The organism is Paraburkholderia fungorum, from assembly GCF_900099835.1.
Classification (GTDB): domain Bacteria; phylum Pseudomonadota; class Gammaproteobacteria; order Burkholderiales; family Burkholderiaceae; genus Paraburkholderia; species Paraburkholderia fungorum_A.
In genome coordinates this window covers 414,663-432,597 of sequence record NZ_FNKP01000001.1, presented here as the reverse complement: position 1 = coordinate 432,597, position 17,935 = coordinate 414,663, and the positions used below count along the sequence as shown (strand labels likewise).

Sequence of the window (17,935 nt, the reverse complement as noted above, 5' to 3'; positions counted from 1 at the left end):
GGACCCACGATGAGCACAATGACCCCTGCAGAGATCGTCTCTGAACTCGACAAACACATCATCGGCCAGGGCCGCGCGAAGAAGGCCGTGGCCGTCGCGCTGCGTAACCGCTGGCGCCGTCAGCAGGTCGAAGACCCGCTGCGCCAGGAAATCACGCCGAAAAACATTCTGATGATCGGACCGACCGGCGTCGGCAAAACCGAAATCGCGCGACGCCTGGCGAAGCTTGCCGACGCGCCGTTCATCAAGATCGAAGCGACCAAGTTCACCGAAGTGGGCTACGTGGGTCGCGACGTGGACAGCATCGTGCGCGATCTGATCGAAATCTCGGTCAAGCAGACCCGCGAAACCGAAATGCGCAAAGTGCGGACCAAGGCGGGCGATCTGGCCGAAGACCGCATCCTCGATATTCTGCTGCCGAGCGCGCGCGCGGTCGGCTTCGGTGCAAGTTCGAGCGCCACCGACACCGCCGACGAAAGCGGCAGCACGCGTCAGACTTTCCGCAAGCGTCTGCGTGAAGGCCTGCTCGACGACAAGGAAATCGAGCTTGACGTCGAACAGCCGCAAGCCAGCATGGACATCATGGGTCCTCCGGGCATGGAAGACATGACCGAGCAGATTCGCTCGATGTTCGCGAACATCGGCGGCGGCAAGAAAACGCGCCGCAAGCTGAAGGTGAAGGAAGCGCTGAAGCTTCTCACCGACGAAGAAGCGGGCAAGATGCTCAACGACGAAGAGGTGAAAACCAAGGCCGTCCAGAACGTCGAGCAGAACGGCATCGTGTTTCTCGACGAAATCGACAAGATCGCGTCGCGCAGTGAAGGCAGCGGCGGTGGTGAAGTGTCGCGTCAGGGCGTGCAGCGCGATCTGCTGCCGCTGGTCGAAGGCACGACGATCAACACCAAGTACGGCATGGTGAAGACCGACCACATTCTGTTCATCGCGAGCGGCGCGTTTCATCTGGCCAAGCCGAGCGATCTGATTCCCGAATTGCAGGGGCGTTTCCCGATTCGCGTCGAACTCGATTCGCTGTCGGTGAACGACTTCGAATCGATCCTCGTATCCACGGATGCAAGCCTCGTCAAGCAATACCAGGCATTGCTCGCGACCGAAGACGTGCACCTCGAATTCGCCGACGACGGCATTCGCCGCCTCGCCGAAATCGCGTACGCAGTCAACGAGAAGACCGAGAACATCGGCGCACGGCGTCTGTACACGGTGATCGAGAAACTACTTGAAGAAGTGTCGTTCTCGGCAGGCAATCACTCGGGTCACAAGCTGCAGATCGACGCGGCTTACGTGGATCGCGCGCTGAACGAAGTTGCCGAGGACGAAGATCTGTCGCGTTACGTGCTGTGATCGCCTGACGTAGATCCAAACTTTGAAGCATAAAAAACGGGCTGCCTTTTTATAAGGCAGCCCGTTTTTTCATGGCATTGACGCTACGGTCGCAACGACGGCTTATTGTTTGACCGGCCGCTTCGCCAGCTTGCGCTGCAAGGTCCGGCGATGCATGTTCAATGCTCGCGCAGTCGCCGAAATATTGCCGCCGTGCTCGGCCAGCACGCGCTGAATATGCTCCCATTCCAGACGCGCGACCGACAGCGGCGTGGGATGCTCGATCGCCTCTTCCGCCTGCAGCGCGCTCGCTTCGCTTTGCAATGCGGACAAAATCGTTTCGACGTTTGCCGGCTTCGCGAGGTAATTGTCCGCGCCGTCTTTGACTGCCTGCACTGCCGTCGCGATGCTCGCATAGCCGGTCAGCACCAGCATGCGCGCGTCGGGCTGCAAATCGCGCAACGGCGCGACCAGCGTCAAACCGGAGTCATTGCCAAGGTGCAAATCCACCGTGATCTGCGTGAACTTCTGCTGGTTCGCCAGCTTGATCGCCTCGTCGGCGTTGTGCGCTTCGCTCACCGTGTAACCGCGCCGCGTCAGACCGCGAGCGAGGATGCCGGAGAACACCTCATCGTCGTCGATCACCAGAAAATTCTTTTCGCTCATGCCTGTTTCTCCGTGTTGGATGGCGCAGCACCTTGACGGCCTGCGCCCGTAAATTTGTGTCCGGCGAGTGGAAGCTTCAGGACCGCGCGCGTGCCTCGCGGCTTGATCGTGCTGACATCGGTCAATTCGATCGATCCTCTCAGACGTTTCGCCGCCGAAAATGCCAGGTAAAGGCCCACGCCGTGACCGCCCTGGGTGCTGTCCACCGGCATCGCGCCGAGCGAGCCGCGCAACGTGGCCGGAATGCCGGGCCCCGCATCGCAGACCTCGAACACGATCTGGTCACCGTGCGGCGCAAGCTCGCAGGATAACGTCACGTGATCGCGGCTGGCGCGCGCGGCGTTGTCGAGCAGGATCGTCAGAATCTGACTGACGGCTACGGTATCGTCAAGGCTGACATCGGCAGGCGGCACGCCGATCTGTTCGAACTTCACGTGCGGATGGCGCAGACGCCACTGTTCGCCAAACGATTCGAGCCACTCGCCGATCAGTTGCCGGTTCGTGGTCGTCGACGCGCGGCTGCGCAAACGCGCAAGCGCCGACGTGCACAACGACATTTGCTGTTCGAGCAGTTCGAGGTCGGCGGTGTAGGGCGCGAGCCCTTCGTCGGTGCGCGCGGCGTCGCGCAATTCTTCGGACAGCATCGCGATTGTAGACAGAGGCGTACCGATTTCGTGTGCGACGGTCGCAGCCTGCACGCCCAGCGCGACCGCCCGTTCGTCGTGCAGCAAGCGCTGCTGCGCCTCTCCGAGCGCTGCGTCACGTAGCCGCAGAGCCCGCGACATGCGCGCGACGAACCACGCAATCAGCCCGACACTGACCATGAAGTTGACCCACATCCCGGCGCGATAGTAGTCGAACAGGTTCGCCGGGTTGTCCAGATTGAGCGGCACGGATTCGAAACCGAGCACCGCATAGCAGGCGACGGCAAACGCGGCAAGCCATGCCATCAGGTACCACGGCAGCACGGCGGCGGCAATTGCAAGCGACGGGAGATAAAGCGAAACGAACGGATTAGTGGTGCCGCCCGAGAGAAACAGCAAAGCGGACAACGCGCCCAGATCGACCCAGATCTGGCCGAACAATTCCATGTTCGACTCGGGCCGCTGTTGCGACACGCGCCACCATGTGATCGCATTGAACAGTACTTCGAGCGAGATCACGAGCAGCATGGCCGGCAACGGCAAATGCACGCCGATAAAAGTCTGCACGGCGGCGATCGTCATCAGCTGGCCGATAATGGCAAGGCTGCGCAGCCAGAACAGATGACCCAGGTTGACCCGGCCGGTGTTGGTTATTCGATGCATCAATTCAGTTTACCTGTTCGGATCCGTCCCATTTTCTTGCAGCCTCACTGCTACTAACATACCGATAGCAACAGCCTCGCACTGACCGGTTCTGGTCACCGCTTCTTCCACGGCGCCCCGCCCCATGCAAACTAACTCCGAGACCGAGGCTCAGGCCTCATCAGCGTTCCTCACTTTTCTGCGCCGTGCGGCCGAGGCCCGCGAAAGCGGCACTGCGCAAACGGAAGCCAGTTGTCTCGAAGCCGCGGCCAAACTGCATCCACTCGACGACGCTTCGCTCGAATTGCTGCTGACCAACCTGCTCCAGCAACAGCGCCATGGCGAGGCAGTGGAACTCGCCGCCATTATTGCGCAACTCGATCCGCATCGCGCCATTTCACATTTCCGTTACGGCTACGCGTTGCAGCTGGCGAATCGCCATGGCGAAGCCATCGCACCGTATCGCCGCGCGCTCGCCATCAAGCCGACGCTGCAGCTGCTGCGCAACAACCTCGCCTGCGCACTGATGCTCACCGGCGCAGACAGGGACGAACAGATAGCGCTACTGAAAGACGCAGTGCGCGACTCGCCCAATGAGAGTGAAAGCTGGATCAATCTCGCGAACGTGTACCGCACGAAACTCGATTTGCCGCGCTCACTCGAGGCCGGCGCACGCGCCGTGCAATGCGCTCCTGACAACGCGTTGGCGCTGAACAACTATGCGCTGACGCTCCGTGAAGCGCAACGCTGGGAAGACGCGGTGCAAGCAGCGGCAACGGCCCATTCGCTGGCCCCCGGCGACCCCAGCATGCGCTCCAATCTCGCCATGCTGGAACTCATGCGCGGAAATTACGCTGAAGGCTGGCCGCTGCACGAAGCACGCTGGGACGGCTCGAGTGAACTGGAGGGACACCGTCCTGCCATGCCCGCGCCGGTGTGGCGCGGCGAATCGCTCGCCGGAAAAACGCTGCTGGTGTGGGGCGAACAAGGCATGGGCGACGTATTGCAGTTCTGCCGCTATATCCCGATGCTGGCAAAGCGCGTTCACGACGACGGCGGCCGCGTTATCTGGAATTCGTTTCCGCAACTCGGGGCGTTGCTGCCGCGCAGTCTCGGTAGCCAGGTGGATAACTACTCGGCGGGCGGCGGCGTCGATGCGCTACCGCCATTCGACTACGAAATCCCGTTGCTCAGCCTGCCGTGGATATTCGACACGCGCGAAGACACCATCCCGGCCGCCTCGCCGTATCTCTTCGCAGACACCGCAGCCAGCGCATCGTGGAAAAAACGGCTTGAGCAGGAGCCGCGACTGAAAGTCGGTCTGACGTGGACCGGCAGCCTGGGGCATCAACGCAATCCGTTCCGGCGTGTCGACCTGGAGCGCTATGCCGCGCATTTCGGTGGTCTGCGAAACGTAGCGTTCTATTCATTGCAGCCTGGCGCGACCGCAGACGTCGCCACGGCACAAGCAGCCGGCCTGCCGCTGGCTGACTACACCGCCGAATTCGCAAGCTTCGACGACACCGCCGCGTTTATCAGCGCCCTCGATCTCGTCATTACGGTTTGCACGTCGGTCGCGCATTTGAGCGGCGCGCTCGGCCAGCGCACCTGGGTGCTGCTCGACGTCAATCCGCACTGGGTCTGGTTGCTCGATCGTACCGACAGCCCGTGGTATCCGGGCGCGACGCTTTACCGGCAGCCGCAGTTCGCCCAATGGGAGCCGGTTCTGGAGGCCGTTGCCCGCGATCTGGGTTCACTCGCGGAAAAACACCGGTCCAAATAGACGCTGGAGCGTTCATTTCATTTCGTTGAAGCAGCGACGCGGTTGCGCGGCTTTTCTGTCCGGAAACCTCACAGACCTTCGTTACTGCCAGTTCCAGGTCCTGACTGAGCCGCCGCCTTTGCAATCTCCGCAGCCAGGCACTCCGGGCACACGCACTTGATGGCAGGATCGAGCCGGTCGGCTGGCAACGACAGCATCTCGCGGCACCAGCAGTCGAACGGCTGCGCATGCCTGCCGCAATCGAACGAGTTGCCGCAGCGCGGGCAGCGCACGCTGCTTTCAGAGCGGGAAGCGGACGGTTTCATAACAAGCGGTGAAGCGCCGGGGGATCGGTCGGGAAATGATGCCACGACTGGCCAGCCCGCGTGAATCGTCCGTTCGGCTAATTCACAAGCGTCATGCAAGCGCGGTACGCTCGATCGTCGGCTGGCACTGCGGCCCGCGATTGCGCGGTGCGCAAAGCCTGTGCCGTCCGGTGCCGGCGCACGTATCGAAAACCCTGTTGCAGCGCGCCAGTCCTGTACAATTCCGCCTGTTTTAACTGTTCCTGCCTGAGCCCGCCGCCATGTCCGAGCTTCCCGACCTTTCGCAGATCGCGCCCACCCTGAAGGCTGAAATTCTGGCCGAGGCGCTGCCCTACATTCGCCAGTATCACGGTAAGACCGTGGTCATCAAATACGGCGGCAACGCCATGACCGAGGAGCGCCTGAAGCAAGGCTTCGCGCGCGACGTGATCCTGCTGAAGCTGGTCGGTATCAATCCGGTCATCGTGCACGGCGGCGGTCCGCAAATCGACCAGGCGCTGAAGAAAATCGGCAAACAGGGCACGTTCATCCAGGGCATGCGCGTCACCGACGAAGAGACGATGGAAGTCGTCGAATGGGTGCTCGGCGGCGAAGTGCAGCAGGACATCGTCACGCTCATCAACCATTTCGGCGGCCATGCAGTCGGCCTGACGGGCAAGGACGGCGCGCTGATCCACGCACGCAAGATGCTGATGCCGGATCGCGACAACCCGGGCCAGTACGTCGACATCGGCCAGGTTGGCGAAGTCGAGGCGATCAACCCGGCGGTCGTGAAAGCGTTGCAGGACGACGCGTTCATCCCGGTCATCTCGCCAATCGGTTTCGGCGAAGACGGTCTGTCGTACAACATCAACGCGGATCTGGTCGCGGGCAAGCTGGCGGTCGTGCTGAACGCCGAAAAGCTCGTGATGATGACCAACATCCCCGGCGTGATGGACAAGGAAGGCAATCTGCTGACCGATCTGTCGGCACGCGAAATCGACGGGCTGTTTGCCGACGGCACGATTTCCGGCGGCATGCTGCCGAAAATCTCGTCGGCACTAGATGCTGCCAAGAGCGGCGTGCGCTCGGTGCACATCATCGACGGCCGTATCGAGCACTCGTTGCTGCTGGAAATTCTCACCGAACAGCCGTTCGGCACGATGATCCGCTCACATTGATTCCTGCATCAAACCCGGCACATAGGGCACGCCGCCACGGCGTGTCCTATGTGCCATGCGGTTGCGTTGCCGCGTCGCACGCCCTGTGCACCGGGTGCGCTACGTACGCAAACTCCCGCCAACGCAACCGCCCGCCCCGCGCCTTCACCGCGCGCCGGTACACATCCCCTTCTTCTGTCGCCGCCTGCTCGCCGAACCTTTCCGGTTCGCTAATTGCAGCGACTGCTCACGTCTGAACGACGCTTTCCCATCATGCGCACTCCGACTTCCCGCCGCCGTCGTCCGCATATCGCGGGTGGCAGCCCGGTCTGGCTATTCGATCTCGACAACACGCTGCATCGCGCTTCGCACGCCATCTTCCCGGCCATCAATCAGGGAATGACGCAGTACATCATCGACACGCTGCAAGTCGATATCGACGAAGCGAACCGTCTGCGCAGCGGCTACACCCAGCGCTACGGCGCGGCGCTGCTCGGTCTGACGCGTCATCATCCGGTCGACGGTAACGATTTTCTGAAAGTCGTGCACGACTTCCCCGATCTCGGCTCGATGATCCGCTACGAACGCGGCGTCGCGCGCCTCGTCGCCGCGCTGCCGGGCCGCAAGATCGTGCTGACCAACGCGCCGGAAAAGTACGCGCGTGCGGTGCTTGCCGAACTGCGCATCGAACGTCTGTTTGAACAGGTGATCGCGATCGAGCACATGCGCGACCGCCGTTTCTGGCGCGCCAAGCCCGACCATGCGATGCTGCGCCGGGCCATGCGCGACGCGCACGTGTCGCTGAAAGACGCGATCCTCGTCGAAGACACGCGCTCACATCTGAAAAACTACCGGCGCCTGGGCATCCGCACCGTGTGGATAACCGGCCATCTGCCGCGCAAACCGCACGCGGACGGCACCCCGACGCGCCTGCCGGGCACTGGCCGTCCGCACTATGTCGACCGGACCATTCGTTCGTTAAAATCGCTTCGACTGGGCACCCGCTCGGTTCGATTGAAGGGAAAGCAGCCGGGACGACAGCCATGCAGCCGATCGACAAGCCTGACGAAGCCTTAGCCGAACACGAACCCACATCGCACGCTGCGCCCGCCGCACCGCGTGCACAGCGCCTGAAGCCGGGCGAGCGTCGCGTGCACATTCTCCAAACGCTCGCCGCGATGCTCGAAGCGCCGAAAAGCGAAAAAATCACCACGGCAGCGCTCGCCGCCCGGCTCGGCGTATCGGAAGCTGCGCTGTACCGCCACTTCGCCAGCAAGGCGCAGATGTTCGAAGGGCTGATCGAATTTATCGAGCAAACGCTGTTCGGCCTGATCAATCAGATCGCGGACAAAGAAAGCAACGGCGTGCTTCAAGCCCGCTCCATTGCGTTGATGCTGCTCAATTTTCCTGCGAAGAATCCTGGCATGACGCGTGTGCTGACGTGCGAGGCGCTGGTCGGCGAGCATGAACGGCTGACCGAGCGCGTCAATCAGATGCTCGAGCGCGTTGAAGCGTCGTTGAAACAGTGCTTGCGGCTCGCGCAGACAGAAGCGAACGCCCATCCGGGCGAAAGCGCGAACGCCGTTCCGCTCCCCGCCGGCTACGATCCCGCGATCCGTGCGAGCCTGCTGCTGAGCTACATCATCGGACGCTGGCATCGTTATGTGCGCAGCGGTTTCGTCCGCCAGCCCGTCGAACACGCCGACGCGCAACTGCTGCTGATTCTTCAGTAATCCACCCGGCTTGCAGCATGCCAGGCGGGCGTTCACGACGCTGTGGCGCGAGATTTTCCGCTATACTTTGCGCCTGACTGCGTTGCCCGAAACACATGGCGCCGTCAGCCGGAACACCCTGAATACCTGCTGAATACCTGATTACGCGCCGATTTGCTGACTCGATTGCGGGCGCGCGAATCGTGGGAAACCTCCCGCGATTCACTATAAATGCGGCTAAAGAGGTCGTCAGCCGCGCACACAGTCTTTCCTCCGTGCCTCGCCGACGCCATCTAGCCGCCCAGTTTTTGTTAAATGGCGGAATGAATGGAATCGATCGGTATCGTCGCTCCCCAAAAAATGCATTTTTCCGAGCCGCTGCAGTTGCAGAACGGTAGCTCGCTCGCCGGTTACGACCTGATGGTCGAGACCTACGGCACGCTCAACGCCGCGCGCAGCAATGCCGTGCTGGTGTGCCACGCGCTCAACGCGTCGCATCACGTGGCGGGCGTCTACGCGGACAACCCGAAAGACGTCGGCTGGTGGGACAACATGGTCGGCCCCGGCAAGCCACTCGACACCGACAAGTTCTTCGTGATCGGCGTGAACAACCTCGGCTCGTGCTTCGGCTCGACCGGCCCGATGAGCGTCGATCCGGCCACCGGCCTCCCGTACGGCGCGGCTTTTCCCGTCGTGACGGTCGAGGACTGGGTCAACGCCCAGGCGCGCGTCGCCGATGAATTCGGCATCACCCGTTTCGCGGCGGTCATGGGCGGCAGTCTCGGCGGCATGCAGGCGCTCGCGTGGAGCATGATGTATCCGGAACGCGTTGCGCATTGCATCGTGGTGGCGTCCACCCCGAAGCTGTCGGCGCAAAACATCGCGTTCAACGAGGTCGCGCGCTCGGCGATCCTGTCGGACCCCGACTTCCACGGCGGCAACTACTACGCGCACAACGTGAAGCCGAAGCGCGGCTTGCGGGTCGCGCGCATGATCGGCCACATCACCTATCTGTCGGACGACGACATGGCCGAGAAATTCGGCCGCTCGCTGCGTCGCGCGGAAGGTGCGCTGGACAAGTACAACTTCAACTTCGACGTCGAGTTCGAAGTGGAGTCGTATCTGCGCTATCAGGGCGACAAATTCGCCGATTACTTCGACGCGAATACGTATCTGCTGATCACCCGCGCGCTCGATTATTTCGATCCCGCCAAGGACTTCGAAGGCGACTTGACCAAGGCGGTCGCGCACACCACGGCGAAATATCTGATCGCCAGTTTCACCACCGACTGGCGTTTCGCGCCGGCCCGTTCGCGCGAACTGGTGAAGGCGCTGCTCGATCACAAGCGCACGGTCACGTACGCGGAAATCGACGCGCCGCATGGCCACGACGCCTTCCTGCTCGACGACGCGCGCTATCACAACCTGATGCGCGCCTATTACGAACGCATTTCGAACGAGGTGAACGCATGAACCAGCGAGCACTCGATTACCTGGCGCTGCGCCCGGACTTTCGCGCGATCGCCCGCTGGGTCGAACCGCGCGCCACCGTGCTGGATCTCGGCTGCGGCGACGGCTCGCTGCTGTCGCTCTTGACCGAAGAACTGGACGTGCAGGGCTACGGCATCGAAATCAACGATGCGGGCGTGCTGGCGTCGACGCAAAACGGCGTCAACGTGATCCAGCAGAATCTGGAAGACGGGCTGCGTCTGTTCGAAGACGGCAGCTTCGATTTCGCGATTCTGTCGCAAACGCTGCAAACCATTCATCAGACCGCGGCGATCCTGCGCGAGACGGTGCGGGTGGGCAAGGAATGCATCGTGTCGTTTCCGAATTTCGGTTATTGGGCGCACCGGCTCTCGGTGTTGCAAGGCCGGATGCCGGTGTCGAAGTCGTTGCCGTTCCAGTGGCACAACACGCCGAACGTTCGTGTTCTGACGATTGAAGATTTCGAAGCGCTCGCGCCCGAAGTCGGCATCGAAATTCTCGACCGGGTCGTGCTGCACGACGGGCAGGTGGTGCGATGGGGCGTGAACTGGCGTGGTAGTCTTGCGGTCTATCGCGTCAAGAAAAGCTAACGCAAGCAAACCACATGTCGAACCCGCCGCAAGAGGCGCCTGCACTTTCCGCTCACGAAGAACATCCCGGCTGGCGCGCGTTTTTGAATACGCGCATGCTGATCTGCGTCTTTCTCGGCTTTACGTCGGGATTGCCGCTGTTCACGCTCGTCTACCTGGTGCAGGCCTGGCTACGCTCCGAAGGCGTCAATCTGAAGGAAATCGGCCTCTTTGCGCTGATTCAATTCCCGTACACCTGGAAATTCGTCTGGGCCCCGCTGATGGACCGCTACGTGCCGCGCTTTCCGGGCTGGCGTCCGGGCAGACGGCGCGGCTGGATGCTGGTCACGCAGATTCTCGTCGCCGGCGCGATTGCGGCATTGGGCTTCGTTTCGCCGCGCGATTCGATCTGGACGGTCGCGGCTTTGACCGCGCTGGTCGCGTTTTTTGGCGCGAGTCAGGACATCGTGATCGACGCCTACCGGCGCGAGTTGCTTAGCGATACGCAGCAAGGGCTCGGCAACGCGGTACACGTGAACGCGTACAAGATCGCGGCGCTGGTGCCCGGTTCGCTCGCGCTGATTCTGTCCGACCATTTGCCGTGGACCACCGTGTTCATCGTGACGGCCGCGTTCATGTTGCCGGGCATGATCATGACGCTGGTCGTCAACGAACCCGAAGTGCATGGCACGCCGCCCAAGAATCTGCGCGACGCGATCGTGCTGCCGTTCCGCGAATTCATTCAGCGCGACGGATGGCGCGGCGCGTTGTTCGTGCTCGGCTTCATCTTCCTGTACAAGCTCGGCGATACGATGGCGACCACGCTATCCACGTCGTTTTTCCTCGACATCGGTTTTTCGCGTACGCAGATCGGCGTGATTGCGAAGACCACGGCTTTCGGCGCGAGTCTGGCGGGCGGGATTGTCGGCGGAATCTGGCTGATGAAAATTGGCATCGGCAAGGGGCTGTGGATTTTCGGCGTGCTGCAAATGGTGTCGACGCTCGGTTTTGCGTGGCTCGCGCATCTCGGCCCCGCATCGCCCGGTCTCGCGGCGATTTACGACATTGCCGTCGGGATCAGTCAGGGAACGACGAAGCTGCTCGCGTTGTTTGGCATCGACTGGGCCGTGCAGCTCGAACCGCGTTCAGTCGCGCTCGCGCTCGTCTACGGCCTCGAAACCTTCGCCACCGGCCTGACGATGGCGGCATTCACCGCGTATATCGCCAGCACCACCGATCCGCGCTACACGGCTACCCAGTTCGCGCTCTTCACCAGCCTGGCTTCGGTGCCGCGTACGTTGGCATCGGCAGCGAGCGGCTACGTGGTCGCGCAGATCGGCTGGTTCGACTACTTCCTCGTGTGTACCGCGCTGGCGGTGCCGGGCATGCTGCTTCTGCTGCGTATCGCACCGTGGAGAGCCCGGTCGTGAAGGCGCTGCATTCAACGCGTACACGTCGCGTGCGCATGTCTCGAACGACGCGGTTTAAAGCCCGCCGTGCAGCGCTGTATGCGGCGTGGGCGGTCGGCAGCGCGAGCGTCGCGTGGTCCGCATTGCCGTCGAGCGCGTACGCGACGGCAATGCCTGCCGCCAACCCTAACGCTAACGCGAGCGCGCCGTCATCGGCGACGACCTCGAATGGCAGCGCAGCAGCGCCGTCAGCAAAATCGGCAGCGGTCGCAGCAAGCGCTGAAAACGCGACATCGGGGGCAGGGGCATCGGCGGCGAATAGCGGCTCCAGCCCGGCCAATGCCACGGCGCCAGCCGCCACGTCAACCTCGTCTGCGCAATCTTCGCCAGCGCCGGCCACCGCCAGAACGCCGTCAGCGACTTCGACGCCCCCGGCCGCCGCAGCGAGCGCGCCCGCGTCCCCGCCGCCGTACACCACGCCGAACACGCAACTGCGTTACGGCGGCTACATGGTGTTCCGCAACCTGATTCCTTCGCCGGTACTCGAAGGCCAGGCCGCCGAGGAATTCAGCCAGATCACTTACGGCGCCGAGCACGCGAAAAGCCTGTATGGCGACGCAGACGCACACGTCGTCCGTGTCAGCTCGATCGTCTCCAAGATGATCCCGTACTCGCTGAAGTGGAACGAGCGGGCCAAAAACTGGAAGTGGGACGTGGCGGTCGTGCGCTCCACCGATATCCGCATGTACTGCCTACCGGGCGGCAAGATCGTCGTGTATAGCGGGCTGCTCGATCGGGTGCGTCTGAACGATAACGAACTCGGCATGCTGATCGGCCACGAAATCGCGCACGCGTTGCGCGAGCACGCTCGCGAGCGGCTCGGCCAGCTTCAGTCCAGCCAGCTCGATTCGTCGGGCACGATCCCGCAACTGTTCGGACTCGCCGATCTCGGCGCGGCGCCGCTAGGCATCGGCTCGCGGCTGCTGGAAATGAAATATGAGAATACGGACGAGACGGAAGCCGACGTGATCGGCAGCGATATCGCGTCGCGCGCGGGCTTCGATCCGCGCGCCGCCGTCACGCTGTGGGACAAGCTCGCCGACGCCACGCGCGGCGATCGCGACCGGGGCTTCATTTACGTGCATCCGTACACGCCGGCGCGGCGTGCGGACATCATCAAGCGCCTGCCGGATATGTTGCCGCTGTACGCGAAAGCGATCGGCAAATCGGTGGATGCGTTGCCGGACTACGCCGGCATGGGCCGCCCCCGCCGCAAGACGGCCCGCGACTGAGATTCAGCGACGCGGGCCGCGAGGTGCTTACTTCTTGACCTTGTGGTCGTAATCGACGGTCAGCGGCGCATGGTCGCTGAACTTGATATCGCGGAACACGTCGGTGCGCTTCGCCTTGCCCGCGATGCCCGGCGTCGCGATCTGGTAATCGATCCGCCACCCGACGTTCTTCGCATACGCCTGACCGCGATTGCTCCACCACGTGTACTGCTCCGGCCGCTGATCGAGCGTGCGGAACACGTCGACATAACCCACGTCGTCGAACAGCGTGTCGAGCCACGCGCGCTCTTCCGGCAGGCAACCCGAGTTCTTCTGGTTGCTCTTCCAGTTCTTGATGTCGATTTCCTTGTGGACGATGTTCACGTCGCCACACACGATCACTTCACGGTCCTTCGCCAGTTCGGTCAGATGCGGCATGAACTCGTCCATGAAACGGAACTTGGCCTGCTGACGCTCTTCGCCGCTCGATCCCGACGGCACATACACCGAAATCACCGACAGCTTGCCGAAGCGCAGTTCGACATAGCGCCCTTCCGGATCGAATTCTTCGCTGCCGAAACCGATGATCACTTCATCCGGTTCATGACGTGTGTACACGCCCGCGCCGCTATAACCCTTCTTCACCGCATGCTGGAAATAGCCGGTGAAATTGTGCGGTGCCATGAATTCCGGCGTCATGTCGTCCTGCGAGCATTTGATTTCCTGCACGCACAGCACGTCGGCTTTCTGTTCGCCGAACCAGTCGAAAAAGCCTTTCTTTGCCGCTGAGCGGATGCCGTTCAGGTTGGCGGTAATCACACGCAACATGTCGTTCCTTTATGTCGATTCGTTTCGATAGCGATATGTCGAAGGGCAAGGTCACTCGACCTTGACGCCCTTCAGCGATTCTTTCGCGGGCGGATATTCGAGCTTCATGCCTTCGAGCTCGCGCAGCAGCAGCTCGGCGACCATCACGTTGCGGTGCGTTTTCGAGTCGGCGGGAATCACGTACCACGGCGCGTAATCCGTCGATGTCGCGGCCAGCGCGTCGCGATACGCCGCCTGATATTTGTCCCACTGCTTGCGCGCGTCGAGATCGGAGACGTCGAATTTCCAGTGCTTGGTCGGATCGTCGATACGCGACTGCAGACGCTTGCGCTGCTCGTCTTTCGAAATGTGCAGCATGCACTTGATGATGGTCGTGCCGCTATACGCCAGCATTTCCTCAAACTGGCGAATGTGGCAGCAGCGTTGCTCGAATGCATTCGCATCGAGTTCGCCGAGCACAGTCGGCACCAGCAGATCTTCGTAGTGGCTACGGTTGAAGATGGTCAACTCGCCGGCAGCGGGTGCCTGCGAATGCACGCGCCACAGAAAGTCGTGCGCGAGTTCGACAGGTGTCGGCGCCTTGAACGGCACGATGCGCAAACCGAGCGGATCCACTTCGTGAAACACCGCGCGGATCGTGCCGTCCTTGCCGCTCGTGTCCATACCTTGCAGCACCAGCAACACGCGACGCTTGCGCTGCGCATGCAGACGCTCCTGCAGATTGTCGAGTTGCGCTCCGATCTCGGACAGACGCGCGCGGTCCGAATCTTTCGAGCCGGTCGAAAACGGCTTCGCCGCCGGGTCGAAAGGGTCGAGCGAGAACTTGTTGTTTTTCTTGCCGTCGTCGAAATACGGCACGCGGAAATCGTCGAGTTCGGGTCGCTTCGCCATCCACACACTCCGTGATCTGCGTTTTTGCGCGGGCGCAAAAACGGGCCCGCCAAATGAAACGGGCCGTTGCCCCACTTTCGTTTCCGGCAACAGCCCGTCTTGCATGCTGTGTTACTGCGGCTTACTGTGGTTCAGGCGCTTTGACGTGACAGCCTGTGCGCCTGAACCGTACTTCTTTCCGTCAGGATCAGGACGACAGCTTCTTCTTCAGCAGTTCGTTCACCTGCGCCGGATTGGCCTTGCCCTTGGTCGCCTTCATCGCCTGGCCGATCAGCGCGTTGAACGCCTTTTCCTTGCCCGCGCGGAATTCCTCGACCGACTTCTGGTTCGCGGCAAGCACTTCGTCGAGGATCGCTTCGAGCGCGCCGGTATCCGAAATCTGCTTGAGACCCTTCGCTTCGATGATGCGGTCGGCGGCGGCTTCGTCGGTGGCCTTCTCTTCCCAGATCGCGAGGAAAATTTCCTTGGCGATCTTGTTCGAGATCGTGCTGTCGGCAATGCGCTGCAACAGCAACGCGAGTTGCGCGGACGACACCGGCGACGCGTCGATCTCCAGCCCTTCACGATTCAGTTGCGACGACACTTCGCCCATCAGCCAGTTAGCCGCGACCTTCGCGTTCGACGGACCGACCTTGACGACCACCGCTTCGTAGTACGCGGCCATCGCCTTGCTCGACGTCAGCACGTTCGCGTCGTACGGCGTCAGGCCGTATTGCGACACGAAGCGCTGTTGAATCGCCACCGGCAGTTCCGTCATCCCGCTCTTCACGCGCTCGATCCACGCCGCGTCGATCACGAGCGGCATTAGATCGGGATCGGGGAAATAGCGGTAATCGTGCGCGTCTTCCTTGCTGCGCATCGAGCGCGTTTCGCGCTTGTCCGGATCGTACAGACGCGTTTCCTGAACCACCGTGCCGCCGTCTTCGATCAACTCGATCTGACGACGCACTTCGTACTGGATCGCTTCTTCGAGGAAGCGGAACGAGTTCAGGTTCTTGATCTCGGCACGCGTGCCGAATTCAGCCTGACCGACCGGACGCACCGACACGTTTGCGTCGCAACGGAACGAGCCTTCCTGCATGTTGCCGTCGCAGATGCCGAGCCACGTGACGAGCGTGTGCAGCGTCTTCGCGTAAGCGACCGCTTCGGCCGCGCTGCGCATTTCCGGCTCGGTGACGATTTCGAGCAGCGGCGTGCCCGCGCGATTCAGGTCGATGCCGGTCATGCCCGCGAAGTCTTCGTGCAGCGACTTGCCCGCGTCTTCTTCGAGGTGGGCGCGCGTCAGGTTGACGACCTTTTCGTACGCTTCCTTGCCCGCTTTTTCGTTGGCCGGAACCTGAATGGTCACCTGGCCGCCCTGCACGACCGGAATTTCGTACTGGCTGATCTGGTAGCCCTTCGGCAGATCGGGGTAGAAATAATTCTTGCGCGCGAAGATGCTGCGCGGCGCGACGGTGGCGCCGATCGCGAGACCGAATTCGATCGCGCGTTCAACCGCGCCGCGGTTCATCACCGGCAACGTGCCCGGCAACGCCAGATCGACCGGACAGGCTTGCGTATTCGGCTCTGCGCCGAATTGCGTGGCGGCGCCGGAGAAAATCTTCGATTTCGTCGACAGTTGCGCGTGGGTCTCGAGACCGATCACGACTTCCCATTGTGTTGCCATGGTGCTCACACTCCTGCCGGTGCTTTGCGGTGCCAGTCGGTCGCGCGCTGGAACGCGTCGGCCACCTGCAGCATCCGGGCTTCATTGAAATAGTTGCCGATGATCTGCAGACCCACCGGACGCTGCGCATTCGCGCCCGCGCCGAAACCGCACGGCACGCTCATGCCCGGCAAACCGGCGAGGCTCACGGACAGCGTGTAGATGTCGGCCAGATACATCTGCACCGGATCGTCGCCCTTGGCGCCGAGGTCCCACGCCACCGACGGCGCGACCGGCCCCATGATCACGTCGCACTGCTTGAACGCTTCCTGGAAATCCTGCGCGATGATGCGGCGGATTTTCTGCGCCTGCAGGTAGTACGCGTCGTAGTAGCCGTGCGACAGCACGTACGCGCCGACCATGATGCGGCGCTTCACTTCCGGGCCGAACCCTTCGGCACGCGACTTCTTGTACATGTCCAGCAGATCGCGGTACTCAGCGGCGCGATGGCCGAAGCGCACGCCGTCGAAACGCGACAGGTTCGACGACGCCTCCGCCGGCGCGATCACGTAGTAGACCGGGATCGACAGTTCGGTTTTCGGCAGCGAGACGTCGACCAGCGTGGCGCCGAGCGCTTCGTATTGCTTCAATGCTGCGTCGATCGAAGCGCGGACGTCGTCGGCTAGACCTGCGCCGAAATATTCCTTCGGCAGGCCGATGCGCAAACCGGCGAGCGGCTTGCTGGCGTCGCCTTCTTTCCATTGCTTGCCGAGGTAACGCGTGTAGTCTTCGTCGTCGCGCACGAGGCTGGTGGAATCGCGCTCGTCGAAGCCTGCCATTGCGTTGAGCAGCGTCGCGCAGTCGGCGGCGCTTTGCGCCATCGGACCGCCCTGATCCAGCGACGAAGCGAACGCGATCATCCCGTAACGCGACACGCGGCCATACGTCGGCTTGATCCCGGTGATGCCGGAGAACGACGCGGGCTGACGGATCGAGCCGCCGGTGTCCGTGCCGGTCGCGGCGGGCGCGAGACGCGCAGCCACTGCCGCCGCCGAGCCACCCGACGAACCGCCCGGCACCGCCTTGATGTCCCACGGATTCTGCACCGGACCAAAGTACGAATTCTCGTTGGACGAACCCATCGCGAACTCGTCCATATTGGTCTTGCCCACGCAGACCATGCCGGCGTTCTGCAAACGCGCGACCACGGTCGCGTCGAACGGACTTTCGTAGTTCGACAACATCTTCGAGCCGGCCGTGGAACGCCAGCCCTTCGTCACGAACACGTCTTTGTGCGCGATCGGCAGGCCGACCAGCGGACCCGCGTGGCCGGTGTGCAGCAGCGCGTCGGAGGCTTTGGCTTGCGCGAGCGTCAGTTCGGAATCGACCTGGATGAACGCGTTCAGGCTATTGGCTGCGTCGATCCGCTTGAGGTAATGCTGCGCCAGTTCGACTGCGGAGAATTCCTTGGCCGCCAGTGCGGCGCGCAGCTCGGTCAGACTTTTTTCATGCATTGCGTTTTATCCTGGAAAGCGCGGCAGCGCGGTGACGCTGCCGTGGAGGCGTTCGGCTGCCCGCCGGCAAGCCGAGCCGAGGAAGCCGGAG

16 protein-coding genes are annotated in these 17,935 nt (G+C 62.2%); 9 read left to right on the top strand and 7 right to left on the bottom strand.

Annotated features, from left to right (window positions below):
- Nucleotides 1–9: 9 nt before the first annotated feature.
- The gene (gene hslU, locus BLS41_RS01960; RefSeq protein ID WP_074762701.1) at nt 10–1,359 is read left to right on the top strand and encodes an ATP-dependent protease ATPase subunit HslU; all 1,350 of its coding nucleotides are present in this window, start codon (nt 10–12) and stop codon (nt 1,357–1,359) included.
- 102 nt (nt 1,360–1,461) lie between these two features.
- Here hslU and BLS41_RS01955 read toward each other — a convergent pair whose 3' ends face one another.
- Nucleotides 1,462–2,004, bottom strand: coding sequence for a response regulator transcription factor (locus tag BLS41_RS01955; protein WP_074762700.1), 543 nt, complete (start codon nt 2,002–2,004; stop codon nt 1,462–1,464).
- Complete coding sequence (locus tag BLS41_RS01950; RefSeq protein WP_074762699.1) at nt 2,001–3,311, bottom strand: ATP-binding protein; 1,311 nt, start codon at nt 3,309–3,311, stop codon at nt 2,001–2,003. Before BLS41_RS01950 ends, BLS41_RS01955 begins: the two co-directional genes overlap by 4 nt.
- Nucleotides 3,312–3,435: 124 nt before the next feature.
- Here BLS41_RS01950 and BLS41_RS01945 point away from each other — a divergent pair, with 124 nt between their 5' ends.
- A complete protein-coding gene (locus BLS41_RS01945) occupies nt 3,436–5,073 on the top strand; it encodes a tetratricopeptide repeat protein (protein ID WP_074762698.1) in 1,638 nt (545 codons plus the stop codon).
- A gap of 68 nt (nt 5,074–5,141) precedes the next feature.
- Here the strand turns inward: BLS41_RS01945 and BLS41_RS01940 are convergent, their stop codons facing one another.
- The gene (locus BLS41_RS01940) at nt 5,142–5,378 is read right to left on the bottom strand and encodes a cysteine-rich CWC family protein (protein ID WP_074762697.1); all 237 of its coding nucleotides are present in this window, start codon (nt 5,376–5,378) and stop codon (nt 5,142–5,144) included.
- 260 nt (nt 5,379–5,638) lie between these two features.
- Here BLS41_RS01940 and argB point away from each other — a divergent pair, with 260 nt between their 5' ends.
- The 7 genes from argB (at nt 5,639) to BLS41_RS01900 (ending at nt 12,987) form a co-directional block, all read left to right on the top strand.
- The gene (argB, locus tag BLS41_RS01935; protein WP_074762696.1) at nt 5,639–6,538 is read left to right on the top strand and encodes an acetylglutamate kinase; all 900 of its coding nucleotides are present in this window, start codon (nt 5,639–5,641) and stop codon (nt 6,536–6,538) included.
- Nucleotides 6,539–6,790: 252 nt separating this feature from the next.
- Nucleotides 6,791–7,594 carry a pyrimidine 5'-nucleotidase gene (locus BLS41_RS01930; RefSeq protein WP_074762695.1) on the top strand — a complete coding sequence of 268 codons (804 nt, stop codon included), beginning with the start codon at nt 6,791–6,793 and terminating at the stop codon, nt 7,592–7,594.
- Entirely contained in the window at nt 7,561–8,250 is a 690-nt protein-coding gene (slmA, locus tag BLS41_RS01925; protein ID WP_074762694.1) for a nucleoid occlusion factor SlmA, read from the top strand. The genes BLS41_RS01930 and slmA overlap by 34 nt, the downstream gene beginning before the upstream one ends.
- Nucleotides 8,251–8,556: 306 nt before the next feature.
- On the top strand, nt 8,557–9,702 hold the full coding sequence (gene metX / locus BLS41_RS01915; protein ID WP_074762693.1) for a homoserine O-succinyltransferase MetX: 1,146 nt from the start codon (nt 8,557–8,559) through the stop codon (nt 9,700–9,702).
- Entirely contained in the window at nt 9,699–10,307 is a 609-nt protein-coding gene (metW, locus tag BLS41_RS01910; protein ID WP_074762692.1) for a methionine biosynthesis protein MetW, read from the top strand. The genes metX and metW overlap by 4 nt, the downstream gene beginning before the upstream one ends.
- Nucleotides 10,308–10,321: 14 nt before the next feature.
- The gene (locus BLS41_RS01905) at nt 10,322–11,716 is read left to right on the top strand and encodes an AmpG family muropeptide MFS transporter (protein WP_074762691.1); all 1,395 of its coding nucleotides are present in this window, start codon (nt 10,322–10,324) and stop codon (nt 11,714–11,716) included.
- A gap of 35 nt (nt 11,717–11,751) precedes the next feature.
- Nucleotides 11,752–12,987: a M48 family metallopeptidase gene (locus BLS41_RS01900; RefSeq protein WP_074766214.1), complete on the top strand. Its 1,236-nt coding sequence runs from the start codon at nt 11,752–11,754 to the stop codon at nt 12,985–12,987.
- Nucleotides 12,988–13,014: 27 nt separating this feature from the next.
- Here BLS41_RS01900 and BLS41_RS01895 read toward each other — a convergent pair whose 3' ends face one another.
- The 4 genes from BLS41_RS01895 to gatA form a co-directional block, all read right to left on the bottom strand.
- Entirely contained in the window at nt 13,015–13,794 is a 780-nt protein-coding gene (locus BLS41_RS01895; RefSeq protein ID WP_074762690.1) for an exodeoxyribonuclease III, read from the bottom strand.
- 51 nt (nt 13,795–13,845) lie between these two features.
- The gene (locus BLS41_RS01890) at nt 13,846–14,685 is read right to left on the bottom strand and encodes a PPK2 family polyphosphate kinase (protein WP_074762689.1); all 840 of its coding nucleotides are present in this window, start codon (nt 14,683–14,685) and stop codon (nt 13,846–13,848) included.
- 187 nt (nt 14,686–14,872) lie between these two features.
- Entirely contained in the window at nt 14,873–16,351 is a 1,479-nt protein-coding gene (gene gatB / locus BLS41_RS01885; RefSeq protein WP_074762688.1) for an Asp-tRNA(Asn)/Glu-tRNA(Gln) amidotransferase subunit GatB, read from the bottom strand.
- Between the two features lie 5 nt (nt 16,352–16,356).
- Entirely contained in the window at nt 16,357–17,844 is a 1,488-nt protein-coding gene (gene gatA, locus BLS41_RS01880) for an Asp-tRNA(Asn)/Glu-tRNA(Gln) amidotransferase subunit GatA (protein ID WP_074762687.1), read from the bottom strand.
- Nucleotides 17,845–17,935: the final 91 nt, after the last annotated feature.